This is a genomic window from Nonomuraea sp. NPDC048826, from assembly GCF_043198225.1.
Lineage (GTDB): Bacteria > Actinomycetota > Actinomycetes > Streptosporangiales > Streptosporangiaceae > Nonomuraea.
In genome coordinates this window covers 613,973-628,079 of record NZ_JBICUQ010000005.1, presented here as the reverse complement: position 1 = coordinate 628,079, position 14,107 = coordinate 613,973, and the positions used below count along the sequence as shown (strand labels likewise).

General features: G+C 74.6%; 14 protein-coding genes. 6 read left to right on the top strand and 8 right to left on the bottom strand.

Features of this window, described 5'->3' with window-relative positions:
* Positions 1-3 precede the first annotated feature (3 nt).
* Positions 4-1,629, top strand: coding sequence for a serine/threonine-protein kinase (locus ACGFI7_RS21220; protein WP_393406873.1), 1,626 nt, complete (start codon positions 4-6; stop codon positions 1,627-1,629).
* 141 nt (positions 1,630-1,770) lie between these two features.
* Here the strand turns inward: ACGFI7_RS21220 and ACGFI7_RS21215 are convergent, their stop codons facing one another.
* Complete coding sequence (locus ACGFI7_RS21215; protein WP_393406871.1) at positions 1,771-2,361, bottom strand: TetR/AcrR family transcriptional regulator; 591 nt, start codon at positions 2,359-2,361, stop codon at positions 1,771-1,773.
* Positions 2,362-2,434: 73 nt separating this feature from the next.
* On the opposite strand from ACGFI7_RS21215, the gene ACGFI7_RS21210 reads away from it, so the two are divergent.
* Positions 2,435-3,292, top strand: coding sequence for an NAD(P)H-binding protein (locus ACGFI7_RS21210; protein WP_393406868.1), 858 nt, complete (start codon positions 2,435-2,437; stop codon positions 3,290-3,292).
* Positions 3,293-3,302: 10 nt separating this feature from the next.
* Here the strand turns inward: ACGFI7_RS21210 and ACGFI7_RS21205 are convergent, their stop codons facing one another.
* The 4 genes from ACGFI7_RS21205 to ACGFI7_RS21190 are packed head-to-tail and all read right to left on the bottom strand — an operon-like array spanning position 3,303 to position 5,884.
* Positions 3,303-3,890 (bottom strand): TetR/AcrR family transcriptional regulator, encoded by a 588-nt coding sequence (locus ACGFI7_RS21205; RefSeq protein WP_393406865.1) that lies wholly within the window; start codon positions 3,888-3,890, stop codon positions 3,303-3,305.
* Positions 3,891-3,924: 34 nt separating this feature from the next.
* Positions 3,925-4,704 (bottom strand): SGNH/GDSL hydrolase family protein, encoded by a 780-nt coding sequence (locus ACGFI7_RS21200; protein WP_393406863.1) that lies wholly within the window; start codon positions 4,702-4,704, stop codon positions 3,925-3,927.
* Positions 4,701-5,495 carry an SDR family NAD(P)-dependent oxidoreductase gene (locus ACGFI7_RS21195; protein ID WP_393406861.1) on the bottom strand — a complete coding sequence of 265 codons (795 nt, stop codon included), beginning with the start codon at positions 5,493-5,495 and terminating at the stop codon, positions 4,701-4,703. Before ACGFI7_RS21195 ends, ACGFI7_RS21200 begins: the two co-directional genes overlap by 4 nt.
* On the bottom strand, positions 5,492-5,884 hold the full coding sequence (locus ACGFI7_RS21190) for a nuclear transport factor 2 family protein (RefSeq protein ID WP_393406859.1): 393 nt from the start codon (positions 5,882-5,884) through the stop codon (positions 5,492-5,494). Before ACGFI7_RS21190 ends, ACGFI7_RS21195 begins: the two co-directional genes overlap by 4 nt.
* A gap of 94 nt (positions 5,885-5,978) precedes the next feature.
* Between ACGFI7_RS21190 and ACGFI7_RS21185 the strand changes: the two genes are divergently transcribed.
* From ACGFI7_RS21185 to ACGFI7_RS21170, 4 genes are all read left to right on the top strand, one after another.
* On the top strand, positions 5,979-8,762 hold the full coding sequence (locus ACGFI7_RS21185; protein ID WP_393406857.1) for an AAA family ATPase: 2,784 nt from the start codon (positions 5,979-5,981) through the stop codon (positions 8,760-8,762).
* Positions 8,763-8,837: 75 nt separating this feature from the next.
* A complete protein-coding gene (locus ACGFI7_RS21180; RefSeq protein WP_393406854.1) occupies positions 8,838-9,686 on the top strand; it encodes a virginiamycin B lyase in 849 nt (282 codons plus the stop codon).
* A 54-nt stretch (positions 9,687-9,740) separates the two neighbouring features.
* Entirely contained in the window at positions 9,741-10,688 is a 948-nt protein-coding gene (locus ACGFI7_RS21175; protein ID WP_393406852.1) for a quinone oxidoreductase family protein, read from the top strand.
* A gap of 15 nt (positions 10,689-10,703) precedes the next feature.
* Positions 10,704-11,324 carry a LysE family translocator gene (locus ACGFI7_RS21170; protein ID WP_393406849.1) on the top strand — a complete coding sequence of 207 codons (621 nt, stop codon included), beginning with the start codon at positions 10,704-10,706 and terminating at the stop codon, positions 11,322-11,324.
* Here ACGFI7_RS21170 and ACGFI7_RS21165 read toward each other — a convergent pair.
* Genes ACGFI7_RS21165 through ACGFI7_RS21155 form a run of 3 tightly spaced genes read right to left on the bottom strand, consistent with a single transcriptional unit; the run spans position 11,321 to position 14,014 of the window.
* On the bottom strand, positions 11,321-12,334 hold the full coding sequence (locus ACGFI7_RS21165; protein ID WP_393406847.1) for a PucR family transcriptional regulator: 1,014 nt from the start codon (positions 12,332-12,334) through the stop codon (positions 11,321-11,323). The two genes, ACGFI7_RS21170 and ACGFI7_RS21165, sit on opposite strands and share 4 nt — an antisense overlap.
* Positions 12,334-13,125: an ABC transporter permease subunit gene (locus tag ACGFI7_RS21160; protein WP_393406845.1), complete on the bottom strand. Its 792-nt coding sequence runs from the start codon at positions 13,123-13,125 to the stop codon at positions 12,334-12,336. Before ACGFI7_RS21160 ends, ACGFI7_RS21165 begins: the two co-directional genes overlap by 1 nt.
* On the bottom strand, positions 13,103-14,014 hold the full coding sequence (locus ACGFI7_RS21155; protein ID WP_393406843.1) for an ABC transporter ATP-binding protein: 912 nt from the start codon (positions 14,012-14,014) through the stop codon (positions 13,103-13,105). The genes ACGFI7_RS21160 and ACGFI7_RS21155 overlap by 23 nt, the downstream gene beginning before the upstream one ends.
* Positions 14,015-14,107 lie beyond the last annotated feature (93 nt).

Sequence of the window (14,107 nt, the reverse complement as noted above, 5' to 3'; positions counted from 1 at the left end):
GCCGTGAGCGGTGAAACCTCCCACATCGGGCGCTACAGGCTGGCGCGCGTGCTGGGCCGGGGTGGGATGGGCACGGTGTACCTCGCCGACGACCCGTCGGGGCAGCAGGTCGCCATCAAGGTGATCAACCCGGAGTTCAGCCAGCACGAGCAGTTCCGCATGCGCTTCCGCAGGGAGGCCGACGCGGCGCGGCGGGTCCGGCGGTTCTGCACGGCGGCCGTGCTGGAGGCCGCGCTCGACGGCGACCAGCTCTACGTCGTCACCGAGTACGTCCCCGGCCCCAACTTGGAGGAGGCGGTCCGGCAGTCCGGGCCGCTGCGCGGTTCGAGCCTCGACGCGCTGGCCGTGAGCGTGGCCACCGCGCTGACCGCCATCCACGGCGCCGGAGTCGTGCACCGCGACCTCAAGCCGTCCAACGTGCTGCTGTCGCCCGTCGGGCCACGCGTGATCGACTTCGGGATCGCGCGGGCGCTCGACACCCTGGGCGGCGTCACCGGGACCGGCGAGCTGATCGGCACGCCCCGCTACATGGCGCCCGAGGTGCTGCGCGGCGAGCCGGTGTCGCCGGCCTGCGACGTGTTCTCCTGGGGCTGCCTGGTGGCCTACGCCGCGAGCGGGCGGGCCCCGTTCCCCGGCGAGACGCTGCCCGCGATCGTCTACCAGGTGCTCAACACCGAGCCCGCCCTGGAGGAGGTCGAGCCGGGGCTGCGCGAGCTGGTCCGGGCCGCGCTCCACAAGAACCCCGCCATGCGCCCGACCGCCCAGCAGCTCCTCGACCACCTGGTGGGCCGGTCCGCCCAGCCGGAGCAGGCGGCGCACACCGTCCAGGTGGCCTGGCAGCAGGCGACCACCCCGGTCACCGCCGCGCCCCTGATCCCGCCCCGCGGCCCGCGCCGCGCCAAGCTGATCGCCGGTCTCACCGCCGCGGCGGCGGCGCTGGTGGCGGTGGGCGTGGTCGCGTGGGCGCTGATGCCGAGCGGGCCGCCCGAGATGAGCGTCCTGTACCGGGAGGACTTCACCCAGACGTCCGGCGGCTGGAACGGCCGCTACGACGCCACCCAGAGCTCCAGCTACGGCTACCGCACCGACGGCACGTACGGGCTGGACGTGGAGCCGAGCTACGAGGAGCGCTGGGCGGAGGCGGCCATCCCGTTCGCGACGAAGACGCCGACCGAGACTCCCGACCCGTCGGCCACGCCCACCCCGATGCTGCCCCAGACCGTCCTGGTCGCCGTGACCGCCGAGGTCAAGGAGGTGACCGGCTCGGGCGAGTACGGCGTCTACTGCCACGCGGCCGACGACGACACGTACTACGAGTTCGGCCTCGACACGAACGGCAACGCCCGCATCCGCCGCATCTCCGACGGCTCGGGCGGCACCATGTCCCAGCCCGCGCAGGTCGGCGAGCTGAAGGGCAAGGTCCGCCTCGAGGCCGCCTGCGAGCAGAGCGGCAAGGCCGTGCGGCTCACCCTGTGGGTCAACGGCGACAAGGTCGTGACGGCCAACGACCCGAACGGCATCGAGAACGGCTCTGTCGGCATGTTCGCCCGTACGCCGAAGGACGAGAAGTCGGTGCTCAAGATGGCCTACGACGACTTCGAGCTCCGGGGCACCCAAGCCCAGCAGTGACCGCCGGCGCCCCTCGGGACGCGGTGCGGGTGGTGGTGGCCGCCAGGTGGCGGAGCCGCGGCGTTCATCGTGGCGCACGTGGTGCTGGTGCTGCCCCGGCGGGTGTTCTCCCGGCGCCGCCGGGAGACCCGGTAGGCCCCGTCAGCGGCTCTCGGGCAGGGAGTCGAGCCAGCGGATCAGGCGGTCGCCCTCGCGGGTCATGATGTCCGGGTCGCGCAGCGCGTTGGCCAGCAGTGACATGCCCTGGTAGGCGCCGACGAAGGTGATCGCGAGGTCGCCGGGGCCGGGCAGGCCGAGCTCGCGGAACTGGCGCTCGACCCAGTCCAGCAGCGACCGGATGAGGTCGCCCGCTTCCGCGTCGATGCCGCCCTCGGCCCGCTTGTCCAGCTCGACGGCGAGGGTCCCGGTGGGGCACCCGTAGCGTGCCGCGACGTCGCGCTGGCCGACCCAGGCGCCGACCAGGGCCTTGAGGCGTTCGAGGGGGTCGGGCAGCCGGTCGAGCTCGCCGGTGAGCCGGGCGAGGTGGTCGGCGTGCTCGGACAGGGCGGCCCGGATCAGCTCGTCCTTGGTCTTGAAGTAGTAGTACACGTTCCCGACGGGGACCTCGGCGGCGTGCGCGATGTCGGCGATGGTGGTGCGCTCCACGCCCTGCTGGTGCAGGACCCGGGCGGTGGCGGCCATCAGGCGCCGCCGCTTGTCCGCCCCGCGCGCCCGAGTCTTTGAGTCAGTCACCCGACTGACTATAGGCCGTCGGCCGTGCTAGGGTTCTGAGTTAGTCAGCCAACTAACTCAGAACGGACAAGACATGATCGTAGTGACGGGAGCCACCGGGAACGTCGGCCGGACGCTGGTGCGGCTGCTGATCGAGGCGGGCGAGCAGGTGACGGCCGTGTCGCGGAAGATCACCGAATCCGACGTGCCGCCGGGCGTGCGCGCGCTCGCCGCCGACCTCACCGACCCGGCCGCGCTCCGGCCCGCCCTGGACGGCGCGGACGCGCTGTTCCTGCTGACCTCCGGCGACTTCGTGTCGGCCGCAGGCAGCCCGGACGGCGTCGTCGGCCGCATCCTCGACGACGCGCGAGCCCGCGGGGTCGAGCGGGTCGTGCTGTTGTCCTCCCAGGGAGTGGCGACCCGCCCCGGCTCCGCCTCCCACGGGAAGGTCGGGCGGTCCCTGGAGGACGCCGTCCGGCGGTCAGGGCTGGAGTGGACGATCCTGCGGCCCGGCGGCTTCGCCTCCAACACCTTCGCCTGGGCGGAGCCGGTCCGCGCCCGGCGCGCCGTCGCCGCGCCGTTCGGCGATGTCGGCCTGCCGTTCATCGATCCGGACGACATCGCCGAGGTCGCGGCCGTGACCCTGCGGGGCGGGCACGCGGGCCGGATCTACGAGCTGACCGGCCCCGCCCTCACCACGCCCCGGGAACGCGCGGAGGCGATCGCCGAGGCCATCGGCGAAGCCGTCGCCTTCACCGAGCAGACCCGCGCGGAGGCCCGCGCGGAGATGCTGCTCTTCATGCCCGAGCCGGTGGTCGAGACCACCCTGGACATCATCGGCGCGCCCACCCCGGCCGAGCGGCGCGTCAGCCCTGACGTAGAGCGGCTCCTGGGCCGGTCCCCCCGCCCCTTCGCCGCCTGGGCCCGCCGCAACGCCGCCGCCTTCCGCTAGCGGGGGCGGGTCAGAGGATGCCGGCACGGGCGGCGGCCAGGGCGGCGTCCGCGGCGCGGTCCGCGTCGGCCTCCGTGACCGGCTCATGCGTGACGAACAGCCGGTAGTAGATCGGCGCCACCGCGACCCTGACCAGCTCGTGCGGATCGACGGAGCCGGGCAGCTCGCCGCGGGCGACGGCCCGGCGCACCACCTCGGCCGACTGCTCGTGCCTGGCCTGGAAGAAGTCGTGCAGCGCGCGGGCCGCCTCCGGGCTCTGCATGGCCGCCGCCACGAACGCCGACGACACCGGGCCCAGCCCGGGATCGGCGAACCCGCTCTGCACGAGCCTGGCCACCCCGCGCAGGTCGCCCTCGACCGCGCCCGTGTCGGGGATGGGCCAGGGCTCGTCGCGGGCCAGCTCCAGCGCGTCGGAGATCAGCCCTTCGACGCTCCCCCACCGCCGGTAGACGGTGGTCTTGTGCACCCCGGACCGCTCGGCGACATTCTCCACCGTGAGGCCGCGAAACCCCTTCCCGGCCAGCTCGGCCAGGGTCGCCTCCCGTACGGCGTCGCGCACGCGGGCGCTGCGCCCGCCGGGTCGCCTTCTCGGCTCCATCCATGCTCCCGTCGCAGAAGAAATCACCTTAACGCTACAGCAGTTGCACGAGTGCCTTGACGATCGCCACCTGCCCGGCCATCGTCACGTGCACGCCGTCGGGCCCCTGAAGCTCGGGGTCGGCCGGCACGCCGAAGACGGCGGTGAGGTCGACGACCGGCTCGGGGAACGTGCTCACCTCCTTCGCCAGCGCCACCACGTCGTCGTTGCGCCAGGTGGACTGCCCGTACGCGAAGGCGGGGGTCGCGGCGACCCGCTCCTCGACGACCGGGACCGGCGTCAGCCACACCCAGTCCGTGCCGGGCGCCAGGCGGCGCAGCTCACGCAGGTTGGCCACGCTCTCCCCGAGGCTGACCTGCGTCTTGGCCGCGTCCCGGCCGACCCGGGTGACGTCGTTGCCGCCGAGGCCGCAGATCACCCAGTCGGGCCGCAGCGCGGTCAGGGTGCCGGGCCAGCGCCGCAGCACCATGGCGGTGGTGTGCGCGGACAGCCCGCCGTTGACCACCTGGACACCCCGCGGCGCGAGCAGGTGGCGCAGGATCTCGGCCCAGGACTGCAGGTCGTCGGTGTTGCTGTCGCCCACCGCGAGCACCGTCTGCCCGGCGCGGAACGGCAGCCCGTCCAGCGCGGCGGCGAACGCCTCGTCGGCCAGCAGGTCCTCGGCGGCCGCCCGCGCGCTCTCGTCGAACCGGCCGATGATCTCGTCGTACTCCGTACGGGTGAGGCCGAAGATCGCGGGCAGCGCCTCGTTGAGGCCGGGCAGGTGACCGTAGAGCTTGTCCAGATGGGTGTAGCGGAGCCACATGTCGTTCATGTCGGTGTCCTTTCGGTGAAAGGCGGGATGCCGGCCAGCAAGCCGCCGTCGATGGTCAAGGTGGTGCCGGTGACGAAGGCCGCCTGCGGCCCGCACAGCCAGACCGCGGCGGCCGCGATCTCCTCGGGAGTGGCCAGCCGTCCGGCGGGCACGGTGCCGGCCACCCGGTCACGTGCCCGCTCGCCGGCCGAGACGAGGCGTTCGGTGAGGACGGGGCCGGGCGCCAGCGCGTTCACCCGGATGCCCCGCCCGGCGTAGTCGAGCGCGGCGGTCCTGGTCAGCCCGGTGAGCGCGAACTTGGCGGACACGTAACCGGCCAGCCCGGCGACCGGTGACAGCCCGGCCGTGGACGACATGTTGACGATGGCGCCGCCGCCGCACTCCAGCATGGCCGCGATCTCGTACTTCATGGACAGGAACGTTCCGCGCACCCCCACCGCGACCGCGGCGTCGAGGTCCTCGACCGGGACGTCCGCGAGGGGCGTGGGCGGGTGGCCGGCGTGGGAGGCGTTGTTGACCGCGCAGTCGAGCCTGCCGAAGGCCCCGAGCGTCTGCTCCACGAGGCGGCGCACCGACACGGGGTCGGTGACGTCGGCGGGGACGGCGAGCGCCTGCCCGCCGCGGTCGGCGATGTCGTCGGCCACCGCGCGCAGATCCCGCTCGCTCCTGGCGGCCAGCACGACCTTGACCCCGGCGGCGCCGAACGCCCGCGCGGTCGCCGCCCCGATGCCCCTGGCCGCCCCGGTGACCAGCGCGACCCGGCACTCCGGCGGCCCGTGTCCGCCGCTCATGACGGACGCGGGGCGCCCGGGATCGGGGGCGCGCCGGGGGTGCCGGCGACGAAGCTCATGTGGAGGGCCTCGATCCGCCCGCCGACCAGGACGAGCGTGCTGCGCAGCGCCTCGGGGACGGGATTGCCCCGCCACGCGCCTGTCGCGTGCTGGCGGCCGGTCACGATCGCGCAGTCGCCGTGGACCCGCACGGTGGTCTCGTCCAGCCCGAACGTCTCGTACGTCAGCGACCCCGTGCGGTGCCGCTCCAGCCAGTCGTCCCTGCTGAGGGTGAAGCCGAGCGGCCCCACCGCGGTGAAGCCGCCGGCCAGCAGCCGCTCCAGCGCCGCCGTGTCCCCTTGCTCCTCCGCCGCCGTCCAGGCGGCGAGTACGTCGTCGATGCCGTTCACGGTTCCTCCTGTGTATTCGGTCACCGTTGACGCTAGGCATCCGGCAGGCCCGTGGAATCAGGGACATCCCCAGCCTCCGTACTAGCGTGGAGTGGTGGAGCTGCATGGGCGGGAGCGGGAACGAGCGGCGATCGAGGCTCTGCTGGCGCGGGCCGGAGACGGGCGCGGCGGCGGGATGGTGCTCCACGGCGAGCCGGGGATCGGCAAGACCGCGCTGCTCGGGCACGCGGCCGGGCGGGCGGCGGCGGCCGGGCTGCTGGTGCTGCGCACGGCGGGCGCCGAGCCGGAGTCCGCGCTGCCGTACGCGACGCTGCACCGGCTGCTGCAGCCCGTGCTCGACCGGGTGGCCGCGCTGCCGCCGCCGCAGGAGCGGAGCCTGCGGGCGGTGTTCGGGCAGGTCGACGGCCCGCCGGCCGACCCCTACCTGGTGGCGCTGGCCACCCTGTCGCTGCTGTCCGACCTGGGCGGGGTGGTGTGCCTGGCCGACGACGCGCACTGGGCCGACCGGCCCTCGCTCGACGTGCTGGCGTTCGTGGCCCGGCGGGTGGCGGCGGAGCCGGTGGCGCTGCTGCTGGCCGCCCGCGCCGACGAGGGGGCCGCGGTCGGCGGCGACGGGCTGGCCGGGCTGCCGCTGTCCGGGGTCGGCAAGGAGGCCGCGCGGGCGCTGCTCGGTGACGGGTTCCCCGAGGGCAGGCTGGACGAGTCGCTGCGGGCCACCGCCGGCAACCCGCTGGCGCTGCAGGCGCTGGCCCGCGGCGACCGGCTGGACCCGCGCGCGCCCGTCACCCTCGCCGACGGGCTGCGCTCGGCGTTCCTGCGCCGGGTGGAGCGCCGGGGCGAGGAGGCGCGGCGGCTGCTCCTGCTGATCGCGGCGGACGGGACGGGGCGGGTCGACGTGCTGCGGCGGGCCGCGGGCCGTTGGGATCCGGACGAGCTGGCCGACCTGGTCAGGGTGGACGGGGCGACGGTGGCGTTCGATCACCCGCTGATGCGCGCGGCGGTCTACCACGGCGCGGGCCCCGCCGGGCGGCGCGCCGCGCACCTCGCGCTGGCCGCCGCCCTGGACGGCGACCCCGCCGAGGCGGAGCGCCGGGCCTGGCACCTGGGACAGGCCGCCGAGGGGCCCGACGAGGAGGTCGCCGCCGAGCTGGAACGGTCGGCCCGGCGCACGGCCCGCCAGCTCGGCCCCGCCGCGGCCGCCGCGGCGCTGTCCCGGGCCGCCGAGCTGAGCCCGCCCGGCCCCGCCCGCGCCCGCCGCCTCGCCGCCGCCGCGTCCTCCTCCTGGCACGGCGGCGACGCCCCCCGCGCCCGCACCCTCCTGGACCGAGCTGAGGACGAAGCGTCCTACCTGACGACCCCGGACACCCGGGAACGCGCCCCCTCAGGCGTGGCGGACGGGCCCGAGCGCGGAGGTGCGGCGGACGCGGTCGAGCGCGATCCCGGAGGCTCGGTGGGCGATGTCGAGCGGGTGCGGGTCGATGTGGCGGTGTTAAGGGCGTTGATCGAGGCGCGGGCCGGGACTCCCGCGTACGCGTTGACGCTGTTGCGTCCCCTGATCGCCGGGGCGGCGGCCGACGAGGTGGGCCGGGCGCTGGAGCTGCTCGTCCTGTACGGCGAGGCGACGTACCGGACCGGCACCGCGGGGACCTGGGAGGAGATCGGCGCGGCCGCGGAGCGGTTGCCGCTGACGGGGAGCGGCGCCGACGAGGCGCTGGGCCGGCTCGTCCGGGGGGTCATGCGGGTGCGGTCCGGCGGCGCACCGGGGCTGCACCCGGAGGATCTCGACATCGTGCAGCGGATCGACGACCCTGAGCGCCTGTCCTGGGCCGGCGGCATGGTGTGGAGCATCGGCGAGCGGGAGCGTGGCGGCTGGATGCGGCGTGAGGCCGTGCGGCTGGCCAGGGCGGTCGGCGCGGCGGGCACGCTGGCCAGGGTGCTGGAGTTCGTGGTGGCCGACGAGATGGGCGCGGGCCGGTTCGCCGCCGCGGAGGCGTACGCGGAGGAGGGGCTCAGGTTCGCCGCCGAGACCGGGCAGCCGAACCTCGCCTGCGGTCACCGCGCCTGGCTGGCCATGGTCGCCGCCCTGCGCGGCAGGGAGGACGAGGCGCGGCGGCTGGCCGCGGACGTGCTCACGGACGCGGTGCCGCACCGGCTGGACGCCGCGGCCGCGATGGCGCACCGGACCCTGGGCGTCCTCGATCTGGCCGCGGGACGATGGGGTGACGCCCTGCGTCATCTGCGCACGCTGGCCCGCACCGCCCATCCGGGCTTCGCGCTGCAGGCCGTGCCCGACCATGTCGAGGCCGCCGTGCGCGGAGACCGGCCCGAGGAGGCGGCGGAGCGGTTCGCCGCGTTCGACCGCTGGGCGCGGGCCGCGAACGCGCCGGAGCCGCTGGCGCTGGCCGCCCGCTGCCGCGCCCTGCTCGGCAGCGCCGAGGAGCGCTACCGGGAGGCGCTCGACCTGCATGCCCGGGCCGGCTCCCCGATGGAGCTGGCCCGTACCGAACTGCTCCTGGGCGAGCACCTGCGGCGCGACCGGCGGCCCGCGGACGCGCGCGCCCATCTGCGCGCGGCGATGGAGACGTTCACCCGGATCGGAGCCGCGGCCTGGGCGGACCGGGCCCGCGAGGAGCTGCGCGCGAGCGGCGGGAGCACGGGCGGGGCCGCCCCCGACGCGCTGGCCGCGCTCACCCCGCAGGAGCTGCGGATCGCGCTCGCGGTCAGCGAGGGGGTGACGAACAGGGAGGTGGCCGCCCAGCTCTTCCTCAGCCCTCGCACGGTCGAGTACCACCTGCGGAAGATCTTCCAGAAGACCGGCACGGGCTCGCGGGCCGAGCTGATCCTCCTGGTGACCCGATCAGACATTAAAGCGACATGAGTTGCTTTTAAGATTCGTCCATGGCAAGCTAAAGCGACATAAGTTGTGATTAGCGACGCTCGACGGGGGACACTCATGTTGATCAAGATCGAGGACGGGGCGCCGTACGGCATCGCGACCGGCTCCGACGGCGCGCTCTGGTTCACGCTGGTGCACCAGGGCGCGATCGGCCGGCTGGTCCCCGGCGGGGAGCCGGTCGTGCGCCGGCTCGACCCGGCCGACGGCGGGCCGACCGTGATCGCGCCGGGACCCGACGGGACGATGTGGTTCACCGAGTTCCAGGGCGACCGGATCGGCCGGATCACGCCGGAGTTCGAGGTCACCTCGTACGAGGCCGAGGCCCCGTACGGGATCGTGGCCGGGCCCGACGGCGCGATGTGGTACACGTGCATGCGCGCCGACAAGGTCGGCCGGATCGCCCCCGGCGGGGAGCGGGCCGAGTTCGCGGTGCCGGTGGAGGGCGGGATGCCGTCGGGCATCGCGGCCGGGGCCGACGGCGCGCTCTGGTTCACGCTCAACCAGGCCGCGGCCGTCGGCAGGGTCACGCCCGGCGGGGAGGTGACCGTCCACCCGCTGCCCACCGAGGGGGCTGCGCCGGTGCACATCACGGCTGGGCCGGACGACGCGCTCTGGTTCGCGGAGATCGGCGCGGGTCAGATCGGCCGGATCGACGCGGCGGGCAAGGTCACCGAGTACCCGCTGCCCGACCGCGCCTGCCGGCCGCACGCGATCACCACCGGGCCTGACGGCGCGCTCTGGTACACCGCGTGGGCCACCAGCCGGCTCGGCCGCATCACCGCCGACGGCGCGGTCACCGAGGTCGAGCTCCCCGGGTCGGAGCCGCACGGCCTCACCACCGGCCCCGACGGCGCGCTCTGGGTGGCGATGGAGTCCGGTGGCCTGGCCCGGGTGCTGCCCGGCTGACGTTCACCCGGGGCCGATCACCGGGATCCGGCGGGTTCGTAGTTGACTAGGGGCATGCGTGCGATAGTGCTGGCCGCCCAGGGCGGCCCCGAAGTCCTCGAGTACGTCGAGCGGCCCGACCCGGAGCCCGGCGACGGCGAGGTGGTGGTCGACGTCGCAGCGAGCGGGGTCAACTTCATCGACATCTACCACCGCTCCGGCGCCTACCCGCTCCAGCTGCCCTGCACGATCGGGTCCGAGGGCGCGGGCGTGGTGTCCGCGGTCGGGCCCGGCGTCGAGGGCGTGGCGGTGGGCGACACGGTGGCGTGGGCGATGGCGCTCGGCAGCTACACGGAGAAGGCCGTCGTGCCCGCCCGGGTGCTGGTGCCGGTGCCCGAGGGGGTGGCGCCCGACCTGGCCGCCGCCGTGATGCTGCAGGGCATGACCGCCCACTACCTCACCCACTCGACCCACCGGGTGAAGGAAGGCGACGTGGTGCTGGTGCACGCCGCCGCCGGCGGGATGGGGCAGCTCCTGGTCCAGGTGTGCAAGATGCTGGGGGCGAAGGTCTACGGCACGGCCTCCTCCGCGGCGAAGGAGAAGCTGGCCCTGGAGGCGGGCGCCGACGAGGTGCTGGCCTACCAGGACGTCGCCGAGAGGCTGCGCGGCAAGGTCGACGTGGTCTACGACGGCGTGGGCGCGACCACGTTCGACAGCGGGCTGGAGGCGCTGCGCCGGCGCGGGCTCATGGCGCTGTACGGGGCAGCCAGCGGTCCGGTGCCGCCGGTGGACCCGCAGCGGCTCAACCGGGCCGGGTCGCTCTTCCTCACCAGGCCGACGCTGGCCGACTACGTGGCCGAACGCGACGAGCTGCTGTGGCGGGCGGCCGACCTGTTCGACTGGATCAGCACGGGCAGGCTGCGCGTCAACGTGTCGCACCGCTACCCGCTGGCCGACGCCGCCAAGGCGCAGGAGGACCTGGCCGCCCGGCGGACCACCGGCAAGCTGCTGCTGATCCCGTAACGCTACGCTCGGGGCATGGATCTTTCCACGTCCGTCGTCTCGTTCGCCGCCGTCGTCGCGTTGCTGACGATCACGCCGGGGCTGGACACCGCGCTCATCCTGCGCACGTCCCTGCTGTCCGGGAAGCGGGCCGCGTGGGGGGTGGCGCTGGGGATCCAGCTCGGCACCCTCCTGTGGGGCGTGCTGACCGCGGCCGGTCTGGCCACGCTGCTGGCCGCCTCGCAGCTCGCCTACGACATCCTGCGCTACGCCGGGGCCGCCTACCTGGTGGTGATGGGGCTGCGGATGCTGCTCGCGACGAGGAAGGCCGCGCCCGCCGACCTGCCGGACGCGCGGGAGGTCCGGTTCCGCACCGGGTTCCGGCGCGGGCTGGTGACCAACCTGCTCAATCCCAAGGTGGGCGCGTTCTACGTGGCGATGCTGCCGCAGTTCATCCCGGCGGACGCGCCGCACGCGGCGGTCGGGCTGCTGCTGGCGGGCGTGCACGTGGCCGAGGGGCTGGTGTGGAGCACGGGCCTGATCGCCTTCGCGGCGGCGATGAGCGGCGTGCTGCGCTCGCCGCGGGTGCGCCTTCTGCTCGACCGGGTGACGGGCACGGTGATCGTCGGCTTCGGCGTACGGCTGGCGGTCGACTAGTCCCAGGGCCAGTCGAGCAGGCGGGCGCCGAGCACGGCCGTCTCCAGGGTGAACCGCTGGGTCGGGTCGTCCGGCGAGAACCCGGTCAGGCGGTGCACGCGCTGCAGCCGGTAGGTGACGGCGCGGGTGCTGACGCCCAGCCGACGTGCGGCGGCGGTCTGGTTGCCGTGCGCGGCGAAGACCGCTTCCAGCGTCTCCAGCAGCGGCTCGTGCCCGCCGCGCGCGCCCAGCAGCGGGCTGAGCACGCTCGTCACCAGGTCCTCCATCGCGTTCCTGTCACGCAGCAGTACGGGGAAGACGAGCAGGTCGGCGGCCCTGACGACGTCGTGCCTGAGTCCGAGCCGGTCGGCCAGGTCGATGGCGCCGGCCGCCTCCCGGTAGGAGGTGACGATGCCGCCGGGCCCGCGCTGCGGCCGGCCGACGCCGACCCGCCAGCCGGCGGGGAAGCGGGAGCGCACGTGGTGGGTGAACTCGCCGACCGCCGCCGGCAGCGTGGCGGGCACCACGCAGACCAGCAGCCCGTCCCGGACCGCGACCAGGATGTTGTGCGAGCCGAAGCGGGCGGTCAGGTCGCGTTCGATGCGGTCGGGCCCGGTCTCGGCCGACCCGCGGGCGACCGCCACCAGGTACGACTCGGCCAGCCGCAGCCCGAAGTGCTCGGCCCGTTCCGCCAGCCGCTCGGCCCTGCCCTGCAGCAGGTCGTCGACGAACGTGCGGCGTTCCAGCCCGGCCTCGCGCAACGCGGCGTGCTGGGCGTCCTCGTACCCCGCCATGAGGGCGCCGACGGCCTTGCGCAGCGCGGGCAGCACCGACGGACCGGCCCGCCCGTCGGCGGCGGCCAGCGCCGCGTCGACCAGCCCACGAAGCGACACACCCTGCTCGGCGGCGCGGCGGCCGTCGGCGCGGCAGGCGTCCAGCTCGTCCCGGTCCGGCAGCCGGCCGGTGCCGGCGGCCGCGCGCAGCACCCGGAGGTGCCCGCCGAGCAGGTCGGCGGGCACCTGCTCCGGCATCACACCCCCACGTCGCGCCGGTCGAAGGCGAGCACCGCGCCGAGCGCCAGCACCGCGGCGGCCCCGGCCAGCACCAGGTAGTCGCCCACCGGCAGCCCGTGGACGACCGGCTGGCCGGCGGCGTAGTAGTGGAACGGCGACAGCCACTTCAGCCAGGCGATGGCGTCCACGCTGCGCCCGAGGGTGACGACCGCGTAGCCGAGCACCGCCCACACCCCGGTGACGGCCGTGGCGATCGCCCGGCGGCCGGTGGCGGCGCCGACGGCCAGGGCGACCGCGCCGAAGAACAGCCCGAGCAGCAGGACGCCGAGGTGCGCGGCGAGGATCCGGTCGAACGGCACCCCCATGCCCACCGCCTCGGCCATCCCCCAGGTCACCAGCAGCGTCACGGCCGCCACCGCGACCAGCGCGATCACCAGGGCGGCGAACCGCTCCAGGACGAGCCTGCGGCGGTCGACCGGCAGCGTGACGACGAGCTCCAGCGTGCCCGCCTCCTCGGGCTGGGCGATCGCCCGGTTGGCGATGATCGCGGCGCAGGCCAGGAAGAGGAACGGCACGAAGAGCTGGTAGACGACCGACTGCAGATAGCCGGCGCCGCTGGTGAAGTCCTCCAGGCCGCCCATGAGGTCCTTGAGCGCGCCGGGGAACTTGGCCATCGCCTGCGGGCCGTAGATGTCCGGGCTCTCCTTCACGTTGCCGTAGACCCCCAGGTAGAGGGCCATGAAGGCGCTGATCCCGATGGTCCAGCCGACGAGGACCCGCCGGTAGTCACGCAACGTCTTGGCGATCATCGTGTCTCCCCTCGTCGCCGTAGTAGGTGAGGAAGATCTCCTCCAGGTCCGGTTCGGCGCTGACCAGGTGCACGACGGTGAACGCGGCGGCGGCCTTGATCAGCGCGTCCGGCCTGCCGTCGATCGTGCAGCGCACGCTCGCGCCCTCCACCCGCAGGTCACGCACGCCCGGCAGGCCCGCGAACGCCTCAGGCGGCACGGGCGCGTCGAAGTGCAGCTCCACCCGCCGCACGGCCTTCTCGCGGAGCGCCGACACGTTCTCCACGGCGACGAGCCGCCCGGCCCGTACGATGCCGACCCGGTCGGAGACGTGTTCCACCTCGGCCAGCACGTGCGAGGACATGAGCACGGTCCGCCCGGAGACGCGCACCTCCCGCAGCATGGCGAGGAACTCCTGCTGGACCAGCGGGTCGAGGCCGCTGGTGGGCTCGTCCAGGATGAGGAACTCGGGCTCGTGCATGAACGCCTGGATGAGCCCGACCTTCTGTTTGTTGCCCTTGGAGAGCTTGCCCATGGGCACGCCCAGGTCGGCGCCGAGCCGCTCGGCCAGCGCCTCGATCCGGCCGGCGGGCACCCCGCCGCGCGCCTTGGCGAGGAACCGCAGGTGGTCGTGGGCCTTCTCGCGGCCTTCGAGAGCGAGTTCGCCCGGCAGGTAGCCGATCCTGGCCCGTACGGCGGCCTCCCGCGAGTCGGCGCCGAGGACGCTCACCCGGCCGCGGGTGGGCCGGATGACGTCGAGCAGGAGCCGGATCGTGGTGGTCTTCCCGGAGCCGTTCGGCCCCAGGTAACCGAAGATCTCGCCTGGCTGGATCTCCAGGTCGAGGTCCTCCAGTCCCCGGCGTCTGCCGTAGTACTTGGTCAGCCCTTCGGCCCGCACCACTGCTGTCATGCCCGCCATGGTGCCCGTCCGGGACCGCCGCCGTCACCGGCGGGCTCCGGCAAGATCGGCGCAGGTTGGCTTCCGGCATCCGGCAACTCTGGA